Annotated in this window: 21 protein-coding genes; 6 read left to right on the top strand and 15 right to left on the bottom strand. The window is 67.9% G+C overall.

Going from position 1 to position 19,172, the window contains the following annotated elements; genetic code table 11:
* Nucleotides 1-18: 18 nt before the first annotated feature.
* Nucleotides 19-1,296 (bottom strand): hemolysin family protein, encoded by a 1,278-nt coding sequence (locus AC3A5Z_RS04120; protein ID WP_487518105.1) that lies wholly within the window; start codon nt 1,294-1,296, stop codon nt 19-21.
* A gap of 142 nt (nt 1,297-1,438) precedes the next feature.
* On the opposite strand from AC3A5Z_RS04120, the gene AC3A5Z_RS04115 reads away from it, so the two are divergent.
* A complete protein-coding gene (locus AC3A5Z_RS04115) occupies nt 1,439-1,765 on the top strand; it encodes a hypothetical protein (protein ID WP_487518104.1) in 327 nt (108 codons plus the stop codon).
* A 110-nt stretch (nt 1,766-1,875) separates the two neighbouring features.
* Entirely contained in the window at nt 1,876-2,067 is a 192-nt protein-coding gene (locus tag AC3A5Z_RS04110; RefSeq protein WP_487518103.1) for a twin-arginine translocase TatA/TatE family subunit, read from the top strand.
* 43 nt (nt 2,068-2,110) lie between these two features.
* Here AC3A5Z_RS04110 and AC3A5Z_RS04105 read toward each other — a convergent pair whose 3' ends face one another.
* Both AC3A5Z_RS04105 and AC3A5Z_RS04100 read right to left on the bottom strand, forming a co-directional pair.
* Complete coding sequence (locus AC3A5Z_RS04105) at nt 2,111-3,049, bottom strand: 2-hydroxyacid dehydrogenase (RefSeq protein ID WP_107663970.1); 939 nt, start codon at nt 3,047-3,049, stop codon at nt 2,111-2,113.
* An 82-nt stretch (nt 3,050-3,131) separates the two neighbouring features.
* Nucleotides 3,132-4,814, bottom strand: a complete 1,683-nt coding sequence (locus tag AC3A5Z_RS04100; RefSeq protein WP_444666931.1) for a thiamine pyrophosphate-binding protein — start codon at nt 4,812-4,814, stop codon at nt 3,132-3,134.
* Nucleotides 4,815-5,030: 216 nt separating this feature from the next.
* On the opposite strand from AC3A5Z_RS04100, the gene rfbC reads away from it, so the two are divergent.
* Together rfbC and AC3A5Z_RS04090 are read left to right on the top strand one after the other, a co-directional pair.
* A complete protein-coding gene (gene rfbC / locus AC3A5Z_RS04095) occupies nt 5,031-5,564 on the top strand; it encodes a dTDP-4-dehydrorhamnose 3,5-epimerase (RefSeq protein WP_487518102.1) in 534 nt (177 codons plus the stop codon).
* Nucleotides 5,565-5,753: 189 nt separating this feature from the next.
* Nucleotides 5,754-6,401 (top strand): glutathione S-transferase family protein, encoded by a 648-nt coding sequence (locus AC3A5Z_RS04090; protein WP_487518101.1) that lies wholly within the window; start codon nt 5,754-5,756, stop codon nt 6,399-6,401.
* A gap of 88 nt (nt 6,402-6,489) precedes the next feature.
* Here the strand turns inward: AC3A5Z_RS04090 and AC3A5Z_RS04085 are convergent, their stop codons facing one another.
* Nucleotides 6,490-7,809 (bottom strand): NAD(P)H-dependent oxidoreductase, encoded by a 1,320-nt coding sequence (locus AC3A5Z_RS04085; protein ID WP_487518100.1) that lies wholly within the window; start codon nt 7,807-7,809, stop codon nt 6,490-6,492.
* Nucleotides 7,806-8,864 carry an NAD-dependent epimerase/dehydratase family protein gene (locus AC3A5Z_RS04080; protein WP_487518099.1) on the bottom strand — a complete coding sequence of 353 codons (1,059 nt, stop codon included), beginning with the start codon at nt 8,862-8,864 and terminating at the stop codon, nt 7,806-7,808. The genes AC3A5Z_RS04085 and AC3A5Z_RS04080 overlap by 4 nt, the downstream gene beginning before the upstream one ends.
* 229 nt (nt 8,865-9,093) lie before the next feature.
* Between AC3A5Z_RS04080 and AC3A5Z_RS04075 the strand changes: the two genes are divergently transcribed.
* A complete protein-coding gene (locus AC3A5Z_RS04075; protein ID WP_487518098.1) occupies nt 9,094-9,768 on the top strand; it encodes an SDR family oxidoreductase in 675 nt (224 codons plus the stop codon).
* A 32-nt stretch (nt 9,769-9,800) separates the two neighbouring features.
* Here AC3A5Z_RS04075 and AC3A5Z_RS04070 read toward each other — a convergent pair whose 3' ends face one another.
* The 7 genes from AC3A5Z_RS04070 to AC3A5Z_RS04040 all read right to left on the bottom strand — a co-directional run bounded on the left by AC3A5Z_RS04070 (nt 9,801) and on the right by AC3A5Z_RS04040 (nt 15,574).
* Entirely contained in the window at nt 9,801-10,265 is a 465-nt protein-coding gene (locus tag AC3A5Z_RS04070; RefSeq protein WP_487518097.1) for an RrF2 family transcriptional regulator, read from the bottom strand.
* Nucleotides 10,266-10,367: 102 nt separating this feature from the next.
* Nucleotides 10,368-10,820, bottom strand: coding sequence for a transglycosylase SLT domain-containing protein (locus tag AC3A5Z_RS04065; RefSeq protein WP_487518096.1), 453 nt, complete (start codon nt 10,818-10,820; stop codon nt 10,368-10,370).
* Nucleotides 10,821-10,840: 20 nt separating this feature from the next.
* Nucleotides 10,841-11,623, bottom strand: coding sequence for an inositol monophosphatase family protein (locus tag AC3A5Z_RS04060; RefSeq protein ID WP_487518095.1), 783 nt, complete (start codon nt 11,621-11,623; stop codon nt 10,841-10,843).
* A 3-nt stretch (nt 11,624-11,626) separates the two neighbouring features.
* The gene (gene galE, locus AC3A5Z_RS04055) at nt 11,627-12,613 is read right to left on the bottom strand and encodes a UDP-glucose 4-epimerase GalE (RefSeq protein WP_487518094.1); all 987 of its coding nucleotides are present in this window, start codon (nt 12,611-12,613) and stop codon (nt 11,627-11,629) included.
* A 24-nt stretch (nt 12,614-12,637) separates the two neighbouring features.
* Nucleotides 12,638-13,942, bottom strand: a complete 1,305-nt coding sequence (locus AC3A5Z_RS04050) for a UDP-glucose dehydrogenase family protein (RefSeq protein ID WP_487518093.1) — start codon at nt 13,940-13,942, stop codon at nt 12,638-12,640.
* 54 nt (nt 13,943-13,996) lie between these two features.
* Entirely contained in the window at nt 13,997-14,917 is a 921-nt protein-coding gene (locus tag AC3A5Z_RS04045) for a DMT family transporter (protein WP_487518092.1), read from the bottom strand.
* 51 nt (nt 14,918-14,968) lie between these two features.
* A complete protein-coding gene (locus tag AC3A5Z_RS04040) occupies nt 14,969-15,574 on the bottom strand; it encodes a LysE/ArgO family amino acid transporter (RefSeq protein WP_487518091.1) in 606 nt (201 codons plus the stop codon).
* 99 nt (nt 15,575-15,673) lie between these two features.
* Here AC3A5Z_RS04040 and AC3A5Z_RS04035 point away from each other — a divergent pair, with 99 nt between their 5' ends.
* Nucleotides 15,674-16,546, top strand: a complete 873-nt coding sequence (locus AC3A5Z_RS04035) for a LysR family transcriptional regulator ArgP (RefSeq protein ID WP_487518090.1) — start codon at nt 15,674-15,676, stop codon at nt 16,544-16,546.
* Nucleotides 16,547-16,630: 84 nt separating this feature from the next.
* Here the strand turns inward: AC3A5Z_RS04035 and AC3A5Z_RS04030 are convergent, their stop codons facing one another.
* The 3 genes from AC3A5Z_RS04030 to AC3A5Z_RS04020 are packed head-to-tail and all read right to left on the bottom strand — an operon-like array spanning nt 16,631 to nt 19,149.
* Nucleotides 16,631-17,377: a YebC/PmpR family DNA-binding transcriptional regulator gene (locus AC3A5Z_RS04030; protein WP_487518089.1), complete on the bottom strand. Its 747-nt coding sequence runs from the start codon at nt 17,375-17,377 to the stop codon at nt 16,631-16,633.
* A gap of 27 nt (nt 17,378-17,404) precedes the next feature.
* The gene (locus tag AC3A5Z_RS04025) at nt 17,405-18,340 is read right to left on the bottom strand and encodes a DMT family transporter (RefSeq protein WP_487518088.1); all 936 of its coding nucleotides are present in this window, start codon (nt 18,338-18,340) and stop codon (nt 17,405-17,407) included.
* Entirely contained in the window at nt 18,337-19,149 is an 813-nt protein-coding gene (locus AC3A5Z_RS04020) for a TIGR00282 family metallophosphoesterase (protein ID WP_487518087.1), read from the bottom strand. The genes AC3A5Z_RS04025 and AC3A5Z_RS04020 overlap by 4 nt, the downstream gene beginning before the upstream one ends.
* Between the last annotated feature and the right edge of the window lie 23 nt (nt 19,150-19,172).

The raw sequence follows: 19,172 nt of genomic DNA, 5'->3' as shown, positions 1-19,172 counted from the left end.
ATGGGGGTGGCCGAAGGCTTACCCCTTCCGCGTCACCAAGAGCTTGTCGATCCGTCGGCCGTCGAGGTCCACCACCTCGATCGCCCAGCCGTTGAAGACCAGCGTCTCGCCCACCACCGGCAGGTGGCCGGTCAGCTCCAGCACCAGCCCCGCCACGGTCTCGTAGCCGCGGCTCTCGGGCAGGTCGGCGTGCAGCAGTTCGGCAAATTCGTCCACCGGCATCCAGCCCGCCACGAGCAGCGAGCCATCGGCGCGGGTGACGACCTTGGGCTCGTCCTCCACCGCGTCGCTGAACTCGCCGGTGATCGCCTCCAGCACGTCCATCGCGGTGATGATGCCCTCGAAATGGCCGTATTCGTCATAGACCAGCACCATATGCGAGGGCGAGTTGCGTAGCCGTTGGATCACTTCCAGCGCGCCCAGACCGTCGCGCACCACCGGCGTCTCCTGCACCGCGGCGCGCAGGTCGTAACCGGGGCGCAGGAAGCCCGGCGTCAGGATGTCGCGGATGGTGACCACGCCGATGATGTTCTCGTCGTCGCCATCCCGCACCGGCAGGCGCGAGCGGCGCGAGTTCTGGAAGCGGCTGCGGATCTCGCGCGGGGTATTGGCCAGATCGACGATCTCGACCTCGTGGCGCGGCGTCATCAGCCCGCGCGCGGTGCGGTCGGCGATGCGCATCACCCCGGCGATCATCTTGCTTTCGGCAGGCTGCATCGCCCCCGAGGTCTCGGCCTCGGCGATGACATAGCGCACCTCCTCGTCGCTGACATTGCTCTCGGCGCCCCCCGACTGCGACAGCAGTTTCAGCACCAGCCGACCGGAGTTGTCGAGCAGCCAGACCAGCGGCGCCGCCACCCGAGAGATGCCGAGCATCAGCGGCGCCACCTTCGCCGCCACCTTCTCGGGCGCCTTCAGCGCGATCTGCTTCGGCACCAGCTCGCCCACGATCAGCGACAGATAGGTGATGAGCACGACGACCGTCCCCACCCCCAGCGTGTTCGAGGCGACGGGCGACAGCCCCGCGTCGCGCAGCGTGTCGGCGAGCCTTGCCCCCAGCGTCGCGCCGGAGAAGGCACCCGACAGCACGCCGACCAGCGTGATGCCGATCTGCACGCTGGAGAGAAACTTGCCCGGCTCCTCCGCCAGCCGCATCGCGGTGGCGGCGCCCTTGCTGCCGCGGTCGGCCAGCATCTTCAGCCGCGGTGTCCGGGCGGAGACGATGGCCAGCTCCGACATGGCGAGCATCCCGTTCAACACTGTCAGCAGCAGAACAAGGGCTATTTCAAAGATCATTCATCCATTCCGGCAATCGACACCACGGGGCGAAAGCCGACCATCCCCGATCCCACGTCCAGTTTCAATGGCGGCGAGGCTCGGGCGCCGACCGGGCGCAGCCTATCTTGCCTTTGTCGCGGGCTGATGTCAGCTTCCGGCGATGATGCGCGCCGCCCAGCCCCTTGCCGGAGTGTTGCCTGCCCTGCTGTTGCGGATCGTGCTGGCCTGCCTCTGCCTCATCGGCACGCCGGGTCCCTTCCCCGGCAGCGCGGGCGAAGGGCAGAGCGGGCTCGCCGCCGAAATGCCGCGGCTTGCGCCTGCCCTGCCCGAAGACGGCGCGGGCGATCCTCCGCTGGCCGCAGATGCCCTAACACCGGGGCCCGAGCTGCTGCCCCGCCGCGCCGATCTGGCCGCGGCTCTCACCGCCGCCCCCGCCGGCCGCAGCCTGCCCGCCCCCCGGGCCCGCGCCCCGCCGCGGCAGGCCTGACCCGGCCCGAGGCCGGAGCCTGCCGCCCCTGGAGCGGGCGGCCCCGCATCTTCCATTCCTTCCCCTCCGGCCACAGCGCCGTCGAGGGTCGATCCGAAAGGTCATTTCCCATGTTCGGCAGACTCGGTCTTCCCGAAATCCTCATCATCGGCGCCGTGGTGCTCGTGCTCTTCGGGCGCGGCAAGGTCAGCAGCCTGATGGGCGAGGTCGGCAGAGGTATCGCCGCCTTCCAGAAGGGCGTCAAGGACGGCGCCGCGGAAGAGCCCGCCGCCACCGACCCCAAGCTGGTCGAAAAGGTCTGAGCGCTGCTCAGGCCCGCCGGGGGCGCCCTGCCCCCGGTTCCCGTCAGTTGACAGGCGTCAACAGCGGCTTCCCGGCGAAATGCGCCGCCAGATTGTCCACCACCAGCTGCGCCATCGCATCGCGCGTCTCTTCCGTCCCGCTCGCGTGGTGCGGATAGAGCGTGACATTCGGCAGCGCGGTCAGCGCCGGGTCCGGGGTCGGCTCGTTCAGGAAGACATCGAGCCCCGCCGAGCCGAGCCCGCCGTCGCCCAGCGCCGCGATCAGCGCGGGCTCGTCCACCACCGTGCCACGGGCGATGTTGACCAGCGTGCCCTCCGGCCCCAGCGCCCGGATCACCGCCTCGTCCACCAGATTGCGCGTGTCGGGCCCGCCCGCCACCGCCACCATCAGCACATCGGCCCAGCGCGCCAGATCGACCGGGGCGGCGATATAGGCCTGCGGCAGGTCCTTCTTCGACCGACCGCTATAGGCGACCTCCATCCCCAGCCCCTCGCAGCGCCGGGCGATGGCCTGACCGATCCGGCCCATGCCGACGATGCCGAGCTTCTTGCCCCGGATCGAGGTTTGCAGCGGATACATCCCCTGCCGCCCCCAGTCGCCGGACCGCACATAGGCATCCGCGCGCCGCAGGTCGCGCCGCGCCGCCAGCATCAGCATCAGCGCGGTATCGGCCACGTCGTCGAAGAGCGCGTCCGACGTGGTGGTCATCCGCACCCCCCGCTCGGTGAGCGCGTCGAGGTCGATGCTCTCGAACCCCGCCGAGACGCAGGCCACGAGCTGCAGCGCCGGCAGAGCCTCGATCATCGCGCGGTCGAGCGGCGCATGGCCGTTGGTCACCGCCGCCACGCAGGACGGCCCGACCTCGGCCAGAAAGGCGGCCTTCTCCGCCGCCTGATCGTAGCGGTGCAGCCGGTAGCTGGCTTCGAGCAGCGCCATCTGCTTGGGGCGGATCGGGGCGATCACCAGAACATCGGGTTTCATGCGGGGGGTCTTTCCAGTTGGGAGGCGTGGATCGGCGCTCCCCAGCCCGTCGGGGCCGCGGAGGCGGTGGCGGGGCGGCGGCTCAGCGCCCGGCGGCCTGTGAGGCGGCGCGGATCTGGCTCAGCGAGCGGGCGGGGGTCAGGGCCTCGGGGTCGGTCACGCAATGCAGGATCGCGGGCTTGCCGCTGTCCTGCGCGCGGCGGAAGGCGGGCATGAACTCGGCCGTGGTCTCCACCCGCTCGCCATGACCGCCGAAGGCGCGGGCATAGGCGGCGAAATCGGGGTTCTTCAGCTCGGTGCCGATCACCCGGCCCGGGTATTCCCGCTCCTGATGCATGCGGATCGTGCCATACATGCCGTTGTCTACCACGACGACGATCACCGGCAGATCGTATTGCACCGCCGTCGCGAACTCCTGCCCGGTCATCAGGAAACAGCCGTCGCCGGCGAAGGCCACCACCGTCTTCTGCGGCATCACCCGCTTCGCCGCCACCGCCGCAGGCAGGCCGAACCCCATCGAGCCGGAGGTCGGCGCAAGCTGGGTGCCGAACTGGCGGTAGCGGTAGTAGCGGTGCAGCCAGATCGCATAATTGCCCGCGCCATTGGTCACCACCGCATCGCGCGGCAGCTCGTTGCGCAGCGCCACCATCACCTCGCCGAGGTTGAAGCTGCCCGGCACCTCGGTCGGCGTGTCGCTCCAGCTGTGATAGATGGCATGGCCCTCGGCCAGAAGCCCCTTGCGGTCGCGGCGGCCCTTCAGCGCACCCACCCCGGCAAGGAAGGCGCGCGGGGTCATGTTGAAGGCGAGATCCGGGCGATAGACCCGGCCAATCTCCTCGGCCCCCGGATGGACGTGGATGAACTTTTGCGACGGGCTGGGAATGGTCAGCAGACTGTAGGACTGGCTCGGCATCTCCGACAGCCGCCCGCCCAGAAGCAGCACCAGATCGCTCGCCTTGGCATAGTCCACCAGCTTCGGGTTGGCGCCGACGCTCAGATCGCCGGCGAAATTCGGATGGTCGCAGGGAAACAGCCCCTGCCGCCGGAACGAGACCGTGACCGGGCAGGAGAAGGCCTCGGCGAAGCCCGCCAGCCGCGTCACCGCCTCGGCATCCCAGCCACTGCCGCCCGCCACGATCAGCGGGCGCTCGGCGGCATCCAGAAGCGCGGCGAGCTCGGCCAGCGCCCCGGCGCTCGGCGCCGCATCGGCGGGCCGCATCGGCGGCACGGCCTCCGCCCCCGTCATCGCCACCAGCATGTCCTCCGGCAGCGCGATCACCACCGGCCCCGGACGACCCGAGGTCGCCACATGGAAGGCCCGCGCGACGAGCTCCGGCACTCGGTCGGCGTCGTCGATCTCGGTCACCCATTTCGCCATCGAGCCGAAGACCGCGCGGTAATCCACCTCCTGAAACGCCTCGCGCTCGCGCATCCCGGTCTCGATCTGGCCGACGAACAGGATCATCGGCGTCGAATCCTGCATCGCCACATGCACCCCGGCGGCGGCATTGGTCGCCCCCGGGCCGCGCGTGACGAAACAGATGCCGGGCTTGCCGGTCAGCTTGCCATGCGCCTCGGCCATCATCGCCGCCCCGCCCTCCTGCCGGCAGATCGTCACCTTGACCTCCGCGTCATGCAGCGCGTCGAGCACGGCGAGATAGCTTTCGCCGGGCACGCAGAACACATCCGTCACGCCTTCGGTGACCAGCTGGCGCACGATGGCTTCTCCGCCGGTGAGCGTGGCGAGGGAGGTTGACTGGTCCATGGCGGTATCTCTGTGCAAGGAAAAGGGGCAGGCCGGGGGCCTCTCTCTGCCTATCCGGTTTTCCGCCGCAGATTAAGCCCTTTATGCCGCCCGCCCCCGCGCCCGGGCGCCGCTTTGCGGTTGCCCGCCGCGCCGAATCCCGCCACTCTCGCCCGCGCGACATTTCAACAGGCCTCCCGCGCGGAGGCGCATTTCCAGACCAGAGGCCCTCGCCCAATGCGTTTCATTCCCACCACCCTGCAAGATGCCTTCATCATCGAGGAAGAGCCCCGCACCGACGAGCGCGGCTATTTCGCCCGCAGCTTCTGCGAGACCGAGATGGCCAACGCCGGGCTGAAGACCCGCTTCGTGCAGCACAACAACTCCTTCAACCACCTGAAGGGCACGCTGCGCGGCATGCATTACCAGCACGCCCCCCATGCCGAGGTGAAGGTGGTGACCTGCATCCGGGGCAGCATCCATGACGTGATCATCGACCTGCGCGAGGACTCCTCCACCTACATGAAGTGGGAAGGCTTCACCCTGACCGCGGGCGACCACCGCCAGCTCTACATCCCCGAGGGCTTCGCCCATGGCTACCTGACGCTGGCGGACGGCGCGGCGGTCTCCTACCTCGTCTCGACCGCCTATGCGCCGGGCACCGAAGGCGGCGTGCGCTGGAACGACCCGGCCTTCGGCATCGACTGGCCGGTGGAGGTCACGGTGATCTCGGAAAAGGACGCGGCCTGGCCGGATTACACCGCCGGCTGAGGCGGGCCCTAACAGCAGAAGTCCAACCCCGGGACCGCAGCTCCGGGCGCGGACACCCAGACGCAGGGTTCGCAGCGGCAACCACCGCTCGGAGCCCCTGTCGATGATCGCGACATCGGGAACAACGTCGGCTTCTCCCTGCGTCATGCTAGGATGCAGGGGAGAGCCGCCACCTTCCGGATGAGCACCATGCCCACGATCACAGCGTTCAGGACATCGCCGGACAAAGGCGCAGGGCTTGCGCGGGACATGCGGGTGCGCTGGGCGCTTGAAGAAATCGGCCGTCCCTATGACGTGCGATTGGTCTCCTTCGATGAGATGAAGGCGCCTCCCCACCTCAAGCTCCAGCCGTTCGGCCAGATACCGACCTATGAAGACGGGAACGTGGTGTTGTTCGAATCCGGTGCCATCGTGCTTCACCTCGCGGAGAGCCATGCCGGCCTGTTGCCTGAAGATGCGGCAGGGCGCGCCACCGTCAAAAGCTGGATGTTCGCCGCCTTGAACACGGTCGAGCCCCCCATCGTGGAGCGCGATCACGTCAAGTATTTCGAAGCCGGCAGGAGTTGGCAGCCTGAGCGCTTCGCCATGGTCGACGACAGGATCAGGATGCGGCTGGATCAGCTTGCAGCAGCGCTCGGGACCTCGATCTGGCTGGCCGGGACGTTCAGCGCCGCAGATATCCTGATGGTCCATGCACTCCGCAGGCTGGAAGGATCGGGGCTTCTGGAAGACCATCGACCGCTCATGGGCTACATCGCCCGTGCAACCGGACGGCCCGCCTACAAGCGCGCCTTCGAGGCACAATACGATGTGTTCCGAAGGAACTCATCGACCTAGATGTGGACGTCGCTCGTGGCGCGGCGATCGTTACAAAGCAGAAGGCCGGCCCCGCGGGACCGGCCTTCCTGTTCCTGCGCCCCAGTCCTCAGACCAGCCCGAACGCCTGCTCCATCTCGGCATAGAGCGCGTCGATGCGGCGGCCTTCCGGGATGCGCACATCGGCGAAGGTCAGCACCTCGTCCTTGGCCACGTCGCGCGTCAGCACGCAGCCCTCGGCCAGACCCATCGGCAGCAGCCGCTCCTTGGCGATCACCTCGGAATTGTCGGCCTGTCCGTAGGCCATGAAGCCGCCGATCCCATCGAGCGTCTCGCCCGCCGTCAGGTCGCGCTTGGCCACCGCCACCACGCCGACCAGCGGCCCGTCGATCGGCGCCAGCGCCGCATCGTCGAACAGCACCGCGCGGGCGACGGTCATTGGCACCTCGAAATGGCACAGGTGATAGGGCGTGTAGAACAGGTAATACGGCCCCTCCCCGAGCTTGTAGAGGTTGAGGTAATGCTTCTGCACCGGATCGTCATGGGTGCCGAGCACGAAGACCCCCGGCCCGGGCCGCGCGCCGACGATGTAATCGACGATCCCCGGCCCCTCTGGGTCGAGATGCGGCGCGAACATCGCCACATAGTCTTCGAGCGGGCGCAGCGGCAGCGTCGGGTTCTTGTTGGTCGGGTCGATCCCGATCATCCCGCGCTTGGCCACCCGCATGCCGGTGCCGTTGGCGACGATGGCCTGCTCGTAGGAGATCTTGGTGCCATCGGCGAAGGAGGTCACCATCTCGGCCTTCTGGCCCCATTTCTCGGCAAAGCCGCGCTGGGTCTCGGGCGTACGGTATTCGTCCTGCAGCGCCTTGATGTTGCCGCAGAGCACCGGCTTCACCCCGATGCCCTTGACGAAGCGCCAGAGGTTCATCTGCACCCCGGGCTGGTCGCCATCGCAATTGGTGTAGATCACCCCCGCCGCATCGGCCTTCTTCTTCAGAAGCGGGCCCACGGTGCCATCAAGCTCGGCATTCATCAGGATCACATGCCGCTTGGTGGCAATCGCCATTTCCACCGCCGACAGCGCATAATCCATCGAGCCGGTCACTTCCACCAGCGCGTCATAGCCCCGCGCCTCGGCCAGCACTGCCGGGTCCTCGGTCACCACCGGCACGCCCTCGGCCATCGCGGCCTCGACCTCGGCCACGGTGGCGGCGGTGCGCACCGTCTCGCCCTCGCGGCTCTTCTCGAAGGCGGCGATGCCCTGTTCGGCGCGCCGCGCGGCGATGCCGACCAGCACCATGCCCGGCACCGATTTGGCGATCTGCACCGCGATGCCGATCCCCATGAAGCCCGCACCCACCATCGCCACCCGGATCGGGCGGCCTGCTGCCTCGCGCTTGGCCAGCGCCGTGTCGACGATGATCATGCGTCCATCGCCTCGACAACCGGGTTGGCCCAGAACAGCTTCTCGTCGAGAAGCCCCGTCTTGCGCAGCCGGTTCAGCATCTTCAGCCGGGTGAAGGGCTCGGAGGAGAATTCCTCGGCGGTCATGCCGATCCGCTCGAAGACCTGCCGCATCTGCTGGGCGCCCTTCTCGGCGGTCCACTGGCATTTGAACTCGGGGAGAACCTTGCCGATCTTGTCGAAATTCACCCGGTAGGAACGGTTGTCGGCCGAGGGCTGGCCCACTTCCAGCTCGCAGCCCGGGAAGCTGCGCGCGACGATCTGGGCGATCTCCAGCACGCGGTAGTTCTGGTCGTTGGAGCCGACGTTGTAGCGCTGGCCACGGATCGCGTCGGCCGGGGCCGTCAGCGACAGATGCACCGCCTGACACATGTCCAGCGCATGCACCAGCGGGCGCCAGGGCGAGCCGTCGGACAGGAGGGTGATCTTGCCCGTGGTCCAAGCCAGACCGCAGAGGTCGTTCAGCACGATGTCGAACCGCTGGCGCGGGCTCGCGCCATAGGCGGTGGCGTTGCGCAGGAAGCAGGGCTCGAAATCGTCGCCCGCCATCTTGGTCAGGTCTTCCTCGACCTTCACCTTGCATTCGGCGTAGGCGGTCTGCGGGTTCACCGGGCTCGTCTCGTCGAGGATCTGGTCGGGCTGGCCCACGCCATAGACCGAACAGGACGACATGTAGACGAAGCGCTTGATGCCCGCCTTGCGCGCCATGTTGGCCAGATGCACCGAGCCGCCGTGGTTGATCTCATGCGTCAGACCCGGGCTCTGCTGGCCGAGCGGGTCGTTCGACAGTTCGGCCAGATGGGCGATGGCGTCGAAGCCCTGCAGATCCTCCGCCGTGACCGAACGGATGTCCTTGGTCAGCACCGCCGGACGCGGCGCCGAAGTCGGGTAGAGCCAGCCCTTGCGATAGAAACCCGTGTCCAGCCCGACGGCATCGAGGCCCTTCTGCAGCAGATACGGGCCGAGCAGGCCACCGATATAGCCGTCCGCGCCAGTGAAAAGGACTTTCATCGTCATCAATGTCTCCAAAAAATACGCCACCGTCACGGTGAGGCGTCAGAATGCATGTATTGCAGATTGCCGGTGCTTGAAATGACATTCCCCGACAATCGGGTGGCGCGATATTCAGAAAGCCGCCCGTCCGAGTCAAGACGCGAACCGCTGCCGCAGATGCGGCACTGATGCTGCGACCGAACCAATCCCCGCTGTCGCGCGTTGATTGAGCATCTCCCGGAAAGGATACCGCATGACAAAGAAGACCCTCTTCATCACCGGCGCCTCCAGCGGCATCGGCGAGGCCACCGCCCGCGCCGCCGTGGCGCAAGGCTGGAACGTCGGCCTCTTCGCCCGCCGCGCCGAAAAGCTGGAACCGCTCGCCGCCGAACTGGGCGAGGCCGCGCTGGCCCTGCCCGGCGACGTGAGCCGCGCCGAAGACCTGACCGAGGCGCTTTCGCAGCTTGCGGACCGCTTCGGCGCGGTCGATGCCGCCTTCGCCAATGCCGGCATGGGGCTGGAGCAGCCCGGTGTCGAGAAGGGCGATCCCGAGGCATGGCACCGGATGATCCATGTGAACGTGATGGGCGTGCTCTACACCGCCCATGCCGCCCTGCCGCATCTGCGTGCCGCCAAGGGGCACATGCTGCTCACCGGCTCCGCCGCCGGACGGCGCGAGATCAAGGGCTCGGTCTATGGCGCGAGCAAGTGGTTCGTGCATGGCTTCGGCGCCAATCTGGCTGCCGAGATGGCCGAATGGGGCGGGCGCTGCACGGTCATCGCCCCGGGCATGGTGAACACCGCCTTTTTCGACCAGCCCAAGCCCGACAAGATCCAGCCCGACGACGTGGCGCAGGCCGCGCTCTTCGCGCTTCAGGCCAGCCCCACCGCCAGCCTGCGCGAGATCTTCCTGATGCCTGAGGGCTGAGGGCTGAGGGCTGAGGGCTGAGAGCCCGAACTTCAGGCGGCGGTGGTCGGCAAAGCCATGATCTCGGCCATCGTCGCCTGCGACCCGGCCAGATCGGCCAGCGTCAGCGATTCGATCAGCAGCAGGTAAGACCAGAACACCTCGGCAAAGACCTTGCGGATGCGGCAGGCGGTCTCGTCCCGGCAATCCTCGCAGCGCTGGTAGGCCCGGCGCGAGAGACAGGGCAGCGGCGCGATCGGCCCGTCGATCATCCTGAGCAGGTCGCTGAGCGGGATCGAGGAGGGCTCCTTGATCAGCAGGTAGCCGCCATTGCGGCCGCGGATGCTGGCGATGTAGCCCGCGTTGCGGATCTCCAGCAGGATATGCTCCAGAAACCGCTTCGGCGTCTCCGACCGTTGCGCGATATCCTCGATCCGCAACGCCCGGCCCTCACCTGCCTTTTCATCGGCAAGCGCCATGAGCGCCTTCAGGGCATATTTCATCTTCTGGGTGATCATGCCGAATGCTAGATCGGCGCCGCAGGGGGTGCAACGGCAAGCCCCGCAGGGCTTGCACACAAGACATTACACTTTATGTCGAAAAGCCACGCGGGCCGCCGCTCAGCGCAGCCCGGTTTCTTCCAGAAGCCCCATCCGCTTGGCCTCGTAGTAGTAGCCCTTGGCATACCACATCTCGGCGCGGTCATGGTCGCCCCGCGCCACCAGCCAGGCGCCGCGCAGGTATTTCCCGGCATAGCGCAGATTGGTCTCGGCATCGAGCAGCTGATGCGGCTCGCCGCGGAAGCCCATGGTGCGGGCGGTCTGCGGGTGGATCTGCAACAGCCCGTAATAGGGCCCGTTGCGCGCCCCGGGGTTGTAGCCGCTCTCGCGCTGCACCATCCGGTGCAGCAGCTCCTCCGGCACCTCGTAATGCTGCGCGTAATCCGAGATCAGCCGCATCACCTCGACCGCGCCCGCAGGCTGCGGCGTGGGATCGGGCGCGCTGCCGGGCTTGCCACAGGCTGCCAGCAGCAGCAGCCCCGCCATGGCCATCCGGCGTGTCATCCCCTGCATCGGCGCCCTCCCCTTTCGGCTCATCCAGCGGCGGCCAGAACCGCCTGCAGCCCGTCCCAGACCTGAGGCTGCGCGGCGATCACCATGCCACCCGATCCGTCGCCGGGAAAGGGGGCAACGCGCCCTCCGGCCTCGCGGATCATCAGAAGCGCCGCCAGACAGTCCCAGGCGTTCATGTGCGGCTCGTAATAGCCGCCAAGCCGCCCCGCCGCGACCGAGGCCAGCATGATCGCCCCTGACCCGTTGCGGTAGAACAGCCCGCCCGCCGTCATCAGCTCGCGGATCACCGCGGCGCAATGGTCGGGCGGGGTGCGGTGGCTCGCGCCGATGGCGATCACCGAATTGGCCACCACCATCTCGGGCCGCGGTTTCAGCTGCACCCCGTTGAGGAAGGCTCCCTGCCCGGCCCGCGCGGTAAAGCGCTCCTGCATCAGCGGCTGCTCGATCACGCCGGCCAGCGTCTCGCCGTCCTTGACCAGCGCCAGCACCACGCACCAATGCGGCAGGCCGTTCAGGAAAGGTGTCGTGCCGTCGATCGGGTCGATCACCCAGACGAAGCCCGAAGAGCCCCCCTGTGTGCCGCCCTCCTCACCGAGAAAACCGTCATCGGGATAGACCGCCGAGATCCGCGCCCGGATCAGCTCCTCGACCTCGCGGTCGGCGCGGCTGACGATGTCCTGCGGGCTCGCCTTGTCCTCGATCACCAGCGTGTCGCGGTTCTGGAAGAAGTCGAGCGCCAGCGCCGCGGCCTCGCCGACCACGGCTTCGGCCAGCGCAAACCGCTCGGTTATGGCATCTGGCATCGTCTACTCCTTGAAAGGATGCGCCTGCGACCAGCGCCAGGCGTCGGTGATCATCGCGGGCAGGGTCGAGCGTGTCGGCTCCCATCCCAGTTCCCGCACCGCCCGGGCCGAGCCGGAGACCAGCGCCACCGCATCGCCCGCCCGCCGGTCGCCCATGACGACGGGCACCTCGCGGTTGGTGACGACGCGCGACTGCTCGATCACCTCGCGCACCGAGAAGCCCTTGCCGGTGCCGAGGCAGTAGACCCCGTTGCCCTTGCCGGCCAGCAGATGCTTCAGTCCCAGCACATGCGCCTCGGCCAGATCCATCACATGCACATAGTCGCGGATGCAGGTACCGTCCGGCGTGTCGTAATCGGTGCCGAACACCGTCAGCGCCGGGCGCTTGCCCTCGATCGCTTCCAGCATCAGCGGAATGAGATGCGTCTCGGGCTCGTGCTGCTCGCCGATCTCGCCGTCGGGGTCGGCGCCCGCCACGTTGAAATAGCGGAAGATCACGTGGTTGAGGTCATAGGCCGCGCCGAAATTGGCCAGCATTTCCTCGATGGCGCGTTTCGAGGCGCCATAGGCGTTGATCGGGCGCTGCGGCGTGTCCTCGTCGAGGATCACCCCGTCCTGATCGCCATAGGTGGCGCAGGTCGAGGAGAAGACGAAGTTGCGGCAGCCCGCCGCCACCGTCGCCTCGATCAGGTTCAAGGATCCGTTGACGTTCACCCGCCAGTAGGTGCCCGGGTCCTTCATCGACACGCCGACCAGCGACAGCGCCGCGAAATGCATCACCGCCACGGGCTTGTATTGCGCGAAGGCCGCGTCGATGCTGGCGCGATCCATCAGGTCGCCCTGCGCCAGCGGGCCGTAACGCACCGCCTCCGACCAGCCGGTCGAGAGATTGTCGAAGGCCACGGGCACGAACCCCGCCGCCTTCAGCACCTTGCAGGCATGCGAGCCGATATAGCCCGCCCCGCCCGTCACCAGCACATGATCCGCCATTCCGGCCTCCGTTCTGTCGCCGCCTCAGCGGCCCACGCCGATATAGGCGTCGAAACCTGCGTCCAGTGCTTCGCGTTCCGAATAGACGTTGCGCAGATCGGCCATCCGGGCCGAGGTCATCTTCTCGGCGATCCGCCCCAGATCCAGCGCGCGGAACTCGTTCCACTCGGTCAGGATCACCACCACCGAGGCATCCTCGGTCGCGGCATAGGCATCGTCCATCCAGGTGACGCCCGGCAGCAGCGCCTTGCCCTCGCGCAGCCCCTCCGGGTCCACCACCCGCACCTTGGCGCCCATGCCGACCAGCGCCGGCACGATGGTCAGCGAGGGCGCGTCGCGCATATCGTCGGTGTTCGGCTTGAAGGTCACGCCCAGCACCGCCACGGTCTTGTCATAGACCGAACCGTCGCAGAGGTCGGTGATCTTGTCGATCATCCGCCGCTTGATCTCGTCGTTCACTTTGATGACCGTCTCGGTGATCTGCATCGGCACCGCATGCTCCTGCCCCATCCGGGCCAGCGCCCTGGTATCCTTGGGGAAGCACGACCCGCCATAGCCCGGCCCCGCATGCAGGAACTTGTTGCCGATCCGCCCGTCGAGCCCGATGCCCTTGGCCACCGCCTTGATGTCGGCCCCGACCCGCTCGGACAGCGCCGCGATCTCGTTGATGAAGGTGATCTTGGTGGCGAGGAAGGCGTTCGCCGCGTATTTGATCATCTCGGCGCTTTCGAGCCCGGTGTAGACCACCGGGAAGTCGCGCAGGAACAGTGGGCGGTAGATGTCGGCCATCACCTTCTTGGCGCGCTCGGATTCGACGCCGACCACCACGCGGTCGGGCCGCATGAAGTCGTCGATCGCGGCGCCCTCGCGCAGGAACTCGGGGTTGGAGGCCACGTCGAATTCCGCCGCCGGATTGGCCTCAGCCACCACGGCCTGCACCTTGCGGTTGGTGCCGATCGGCACGGTGGATTTCGTCACCACCACGGCATAGCCGGTCAGCGCCCGGCCGATCTCCGCCGCCGCCGCCATCACATAGGTCAGGTCCGCATGGCCGTCGCCGCGCCGCGTCGGCGTGCCCACCGCGATGAACACCGCATCCGCCCCATCGACCGCCGCCGCCAGATCCAGCGTGAAGGTCAGCCGCCCGGCAGCCACGTTCTTCACCATCAGGGCTTCCAGCCCCGGCTCGAAGATCGGCACCTGCCCGTTGGTCAGCATCTCGATCTTCGCCGGGTCCTTGTCGACGCAGATCACCTCATGGCCGAAGTCCGAAAAACAGACCCCCGACACTAGGCCGACGTATCCGGTGCCGATCATCGCAATCTTCATGTTCCGCCGTCCTTCTGGAATTTTCGCCTGTCTATGCCGCGCCGCGCGCCAGTGTCAAACCGGGCCCTGCGTCTGGGGCGCCGCGGGCGGCGTCACGCCGCGGTTCGCGACGGCTTCCCGCCACGTGATATAGCTGATCGCCCCGATGATGATCGCCCCGCCCAGCAGCACGAAGACATCCACCCCCTCCCCGAAGACCAGCGCGCCCAGCAGAGTCGCCCAGATCAGTTGCAGGAAGGTGACAGGCTGCGTCACCGCCAGCGGTGCGGCGTGGAAGGCCCGCGTCATGCAGTAATGCCCCGAGGTGGCGCAGGCCGCGACCAGCGCCAGCCAGCCGATCTGGCTCGGGCTCACCGGCACCCAGACCCAGAGCGCGAAGGGCAGAAGCCCCAGCGTCACGCAGAGCGACATCATCGCCACGATGGCCCCCGCCCCGGAGATGCCGCTCAGCCGCTTCACCAGCAGGTAGCTGCCGGCGAAGAAGGTCGCCGCCATGAGCTGCGACAGATGGCCCGCGTTCAGTTCGCGCAGCCCCGGGCGCAGCACGATCGCCGTGCCGACCAGCGCCACCGCGATGGCGAGCATCCGCCGCCAGGCCAGCCGCTCGCCGAAGAACAGCGCCGCCCCCAGCGTCACCAGCACCGGGTTCAGATAGCCGATGGCCGTCACCTCGGCGACCGGGATGCGCGCCATGGCGTAAAACCAGAAGACCACTGCCGCGGTATGGAAGGCGCCGCGCCAGACGAAGACCGGCAGCGACCCCGCGGGCAGCCCGTCGCGCAGGAGCGACCGCAACGCGGGCAGCACGAAGATCAGCCCGATGGCAAAGCGCAGGAAGGCCGATTGCGCGGCGGGCAGGTCGGTGCCGAGATAGCGCACCACCCCCGTCACCCCGACGAAACTCAGCCCCGAGGCGAGCATCCAGCCGACGCCCTCCAGCGTCCGGCTCCGCGAAGGGGAAAGGGTGTCGGTCATGGCGGCATGAAAGCCCTATCTCGCGCGCAGCTTCAACCCCCGATCTCGCCCTCAGCCGCCCAGCGCCAGCCCCGCCGCGATGGCCCACATGGTGCAGCCCACCAGCAGCTCCAGCACCACCCAGGCCCGCGGGCGGGCAAAGACCGGCGCCAGCAGCCGCGCGCCGAAACCCAAGGCCGAGAAGAACGCCAGCGAGGCCGAGGCCGCGCCGATCCCGAAGGCCAGCCGGTGCGGGTCGTATTGCGCCGAGATCGAGCCGAGCAGCACCACCGTGTCAAGATAGACATGCGGGTTGGCGAAGGTCAGCACCAGCACCGTCCCCAGCACCCGGCCCAGCGGCACCGCGCCGCCCGCCGCAGGCACCAGCGCCTCGCCGCCCCGCAGCGCCGCGCGGAACCTGAGCGCGCCATAGACCAGAAGAAAGGCCACCCCGCCCCAGCGCATCGCCAGCCCGAGCCAGGGCAGCAGCTCCGATGCCGCGCCGAAGCCCGCCACCCCCGCCGCGATCAGCAGCGCATCCGACAGGGCGCAGGTCAGCACCACCGCCAGCACATGCTCGCGCCGCAGACCCTGCCGCAGCACGAAGGCATTCTGCGCCCCGATCGCCGCGATCAGGCTCAGCCCCATCAGAAACCCCGAAACCGCCGCCTGCCCCATGCCCGCACTCCCTATCCCGCACTCCCTTGCCGCGCTTGACATGCCCCGCCGCGCCGCCTTAGTCGAGTTAATGTTCCTCAGCCAGATGAAGCCGCGCTAATGCTGGACTATCCCCTGCTCGAAGCCCTCGCCGCCGTGCACCGTCGCGGCAGTTTCGATCTGGCGGCGGCGGTGCTGAACCTCACACCCTCCGCCGTCTCGCAACGGATCAAGGCGCTGGAGGAGCGCACCGGCACCCTTCTGATCCGCCGCGGCCAGCCTTGCGCCGCGACCGAGACCGGGCTGCGCCTGATCCGGCATCTGGAGGAGGTGACGCTGCTGGAACAGGCGCTGGCCCGGGATCTGCCCGGCCAACCCGCCGGCCCCGCGACGATCCGGCTCGCGGTGAATGCCGACAGCCTTGCCACATGGGTGATTCCGGCGCTCGCGGCGACCGAGGGGATGCTCTTCGATCTGGTGATCGACGATCAGGACCATTCGCAGGACTGGCTGCGGCGCGGCGAGGTGGCCGCCGCGATCACCGGCCATCCCGGCCCGCTGCAGGGCTGCGACACGGTCCCGCTCGGCGCGCTGCGCTACTATGCCACCGCCAGTCCCGGCTTCGTCGCCCGCTGGCTGCCCGAGGGCCCGACCCCCGCGGCGCTGGCGCAGGCTCCGGCCCTCACCTTCTCCGACAAGGACCGGCTGCAGGGCGACTGGCTTCTGGCGCTCACCGGCAGGCGCTTTGCCTATCCGACCCACGGGCTCGCCTCCTCCACCGGCTTCGTCGACGCGGCGCTGGCCGGCCTCGGCTGGGGCATGAACCCCGAACCGCTGGTTGCCGCCCCTCTCGCCGAAGGGCGGCTGGTGGAGCTGGCACCGGACCGCCCGCTCGACGTGCCGCTCTACTGGCAATACGCCCGCCTCACCGCAGCCGCGCTCGCGCCGCTGACCCGCGCCATCCGGCAAGCCGCGGCCCTCACCCTGCGCTGAAACGCGAACGGCCCCCGGAGAACCGGAGGCCGTTTCGTCTGCATGACCTGTGCATCGGATGTGCATCACCCGTGCATCGCGGTTTCAGGCGTCGAGTTTCGCCGCCACATCCTCGGGAATGTCGAAGTTGCCGGTGACGGTCTGCACGTCGTCATCCTCTTCCAAAGCGTCGATCAGCTTCATCAGCTTCACTGCCGTGTCGAGATCGACATTGGTCCGGTTCTGCGGGCGCCAGACCAGCTTGGCCTCGTCGCTTTCGCCCAGAGCCTTCTCCAGCGCCTCGGTCACGTCGTTCAGCGCCGTGTCCGAGCAATAGATCCAGTGGCCTTCCTCGTCGGATTCCACATCATCTGCCCCGGCTTCCAGCGCCGCCATCATCACCGTATCGGCATCGCCGACGCTCGCCGGATAGGTGATCTCGCCCACCTTGTCGAACATGAAGCTGACCGACCCGGTGGTGCCGAGGTTGCCGCCATGTTTGGTGAAATAGCTGCGCACGTTCGACGCGGTGCGGTTCAGGTTGTCGGTCATCGCCTCGACGATCACCGCGATACCCTCGGGGCCATAGCCCTCGTAGCGGATCTCGGTATAGTCCGCCGCATCGCCACCTTGGGACTTTTTGATAGCCCTTTCAATGACATCCTTCGGCATCGACACCGATTTCGCCGCCTTCACCGCCAGCCGCAGACGCGGGTTCTTCTCGGGATCGGGATCGCCCATCTTGGCCGCGACGGTGATTTCCTTCGCCAGCTTCGAGAACATCTTCGAGCGCAGCTTGTCCTGCTTGCCCTTGCGATGCTGGATGTTCGCCCATTTCGAATGGCCTGCCATAGCCGTCTCCCCGTGACTGTCGCGGCTCTATATACAAGGGCCGGGGGGGCCTGCAAGCCCGCCGCCCGCCGGCACCGCCAACAGCTTGGGCCGCGGCTGCACCAGAAACAGCCCCAAGAGCATCGCCGCCAGCGCCGCCCAGACCCAGAGGCTGAAGCGCTCGCCCAGCATCACCATCGCCCAGAACACCCCCGCCCCGGTCACGACATAGGAGGTCTGCGCCGCAAACACCGCCCCCGCCTGCGCCGCGAGCCAGACATATCCCGTATAAACAAGGCAATGCACGGTCGAGGCCGCCACCAACGCCAGTTCGGCCTGCCCCCAGGGCCGGAACGGGTCGATGAACTGCCCGCTGGCCAGTGCCAGCGGCAGGCAGATCACCGCGCCCACCACCGAGGCCAGAAACATCGCCGGCACCGCATCCAGCCCCGCCGTGCCGAATTTCGCGACGTAGTTGCCCTCCATCGCGTAGAACAGCGGCCCGATCAGCGCCACCGGCAGATAGGCGGCCAGCGCGGGTGACGGCAGGCTCTCGCCCGGCAGCGCTATGAAAGCGACACCGACCAGCCCGCACACCAGTCCCGCGAGCCGCGTCCTGGAGAAATTGTCCATTCCCAAGGCCAGCGCGATCGGGAAGGCGAGAAGCGGCACGGCGGAGATCAGGATCGACATGACGCCCGCCGGCAGCTCGGCCACCGCGTAATAGAAGCTGGAGTTGGGGATGATCGTGCCAATCAGCGCGATCACCACGGCGAAACCCAAGGTCTTTGCGTTCAGCGGCAAGGGCTTGCGCTGCACCAGCGCCAGCGCGCCCAGCACGGCGACCCCCACCACCAGCTGCCAGAAGATCAACCCGAAATGCCGGTGCCCGGTCGAGACGGCGATCTTGCCCAAGGGTTGCGTGACGCCCCAGCCGAAGCCCAGCACGAGCAGGACTGCGACGAAGCGCCAGCGCTCTGTCACGGTCGCGCTTCCTGCAGCCGACCGCCGACCCGGATCATCGACACCTTCTTGGCAAGCCCCGTCCGGTCATCGGTCTCGACATAGACGCCCGACAGCGTCGCCGGGCCCGCCGCAGGCTCGAAACGGGCCTTCGGCATGCCGGTGATGAAGCGGCGCAGGGGTTCGGCCTTGTCCATGCCGATCACCGAATTGTAGTCGCCGCACATCCCGGCATCGGTCAGATAGGCCGTCCCGCCGCCGAGGATCTGCGCATCGCCGGTCGGCACATGGGTATGCGTGCCCACCACGACCGAGGCACGTCCGTCGCACCAATGGCCCATCGCCATCTTCTCCGAGGTCGCCTCGCAATGCATGTCGACCAGCGTGGCATTGGCCAGCCCGCCCAGCGGATGCGCCTTCAGCACCGCCTCGACCGCCGAGAAGGGATCGTCGAAGGGCCGCTTCATGAAGACCTGCCCCAAGGCCTGCAGCACCAGCACCTTGCGGCCGCCCTGCGCGGTGAACAGTCGCGCGCCCTTGCCGGGGGCGCCCTTGGCATAGTTCAGCGGGCGGATGATGCGCGGCTCCTGCTCGATGAACTGCAGCATGTCCTTCTGGTCGAAGGCATGATCGCCCAACGTCACGCAATCGGCGCCCGCCGCCAGCAGGGCCTTGGCGTGATCGGGCGTCAGCCCCGCGCCGGAGCTGGCGTTTTCGCCATTCACCACGACGAAATCGAGCCCCCATTCGGTCCTGAGACCGGGAAGCCGCTCCGTCACCGCCGCACGTCCCGCGCGGCCCATCACATCGCCGAGGAAGAGAATTTTCATGACAGAAGCGTTAGGTCGCGGCC

This window comes from Cereibacter sp. Soil_C_27 (assembly GCF_057657095.1).
Note: the sequence above shows the minus strand (reverse complement) of the source record. Positions and strands in the feature narration are given on the sequence as shown.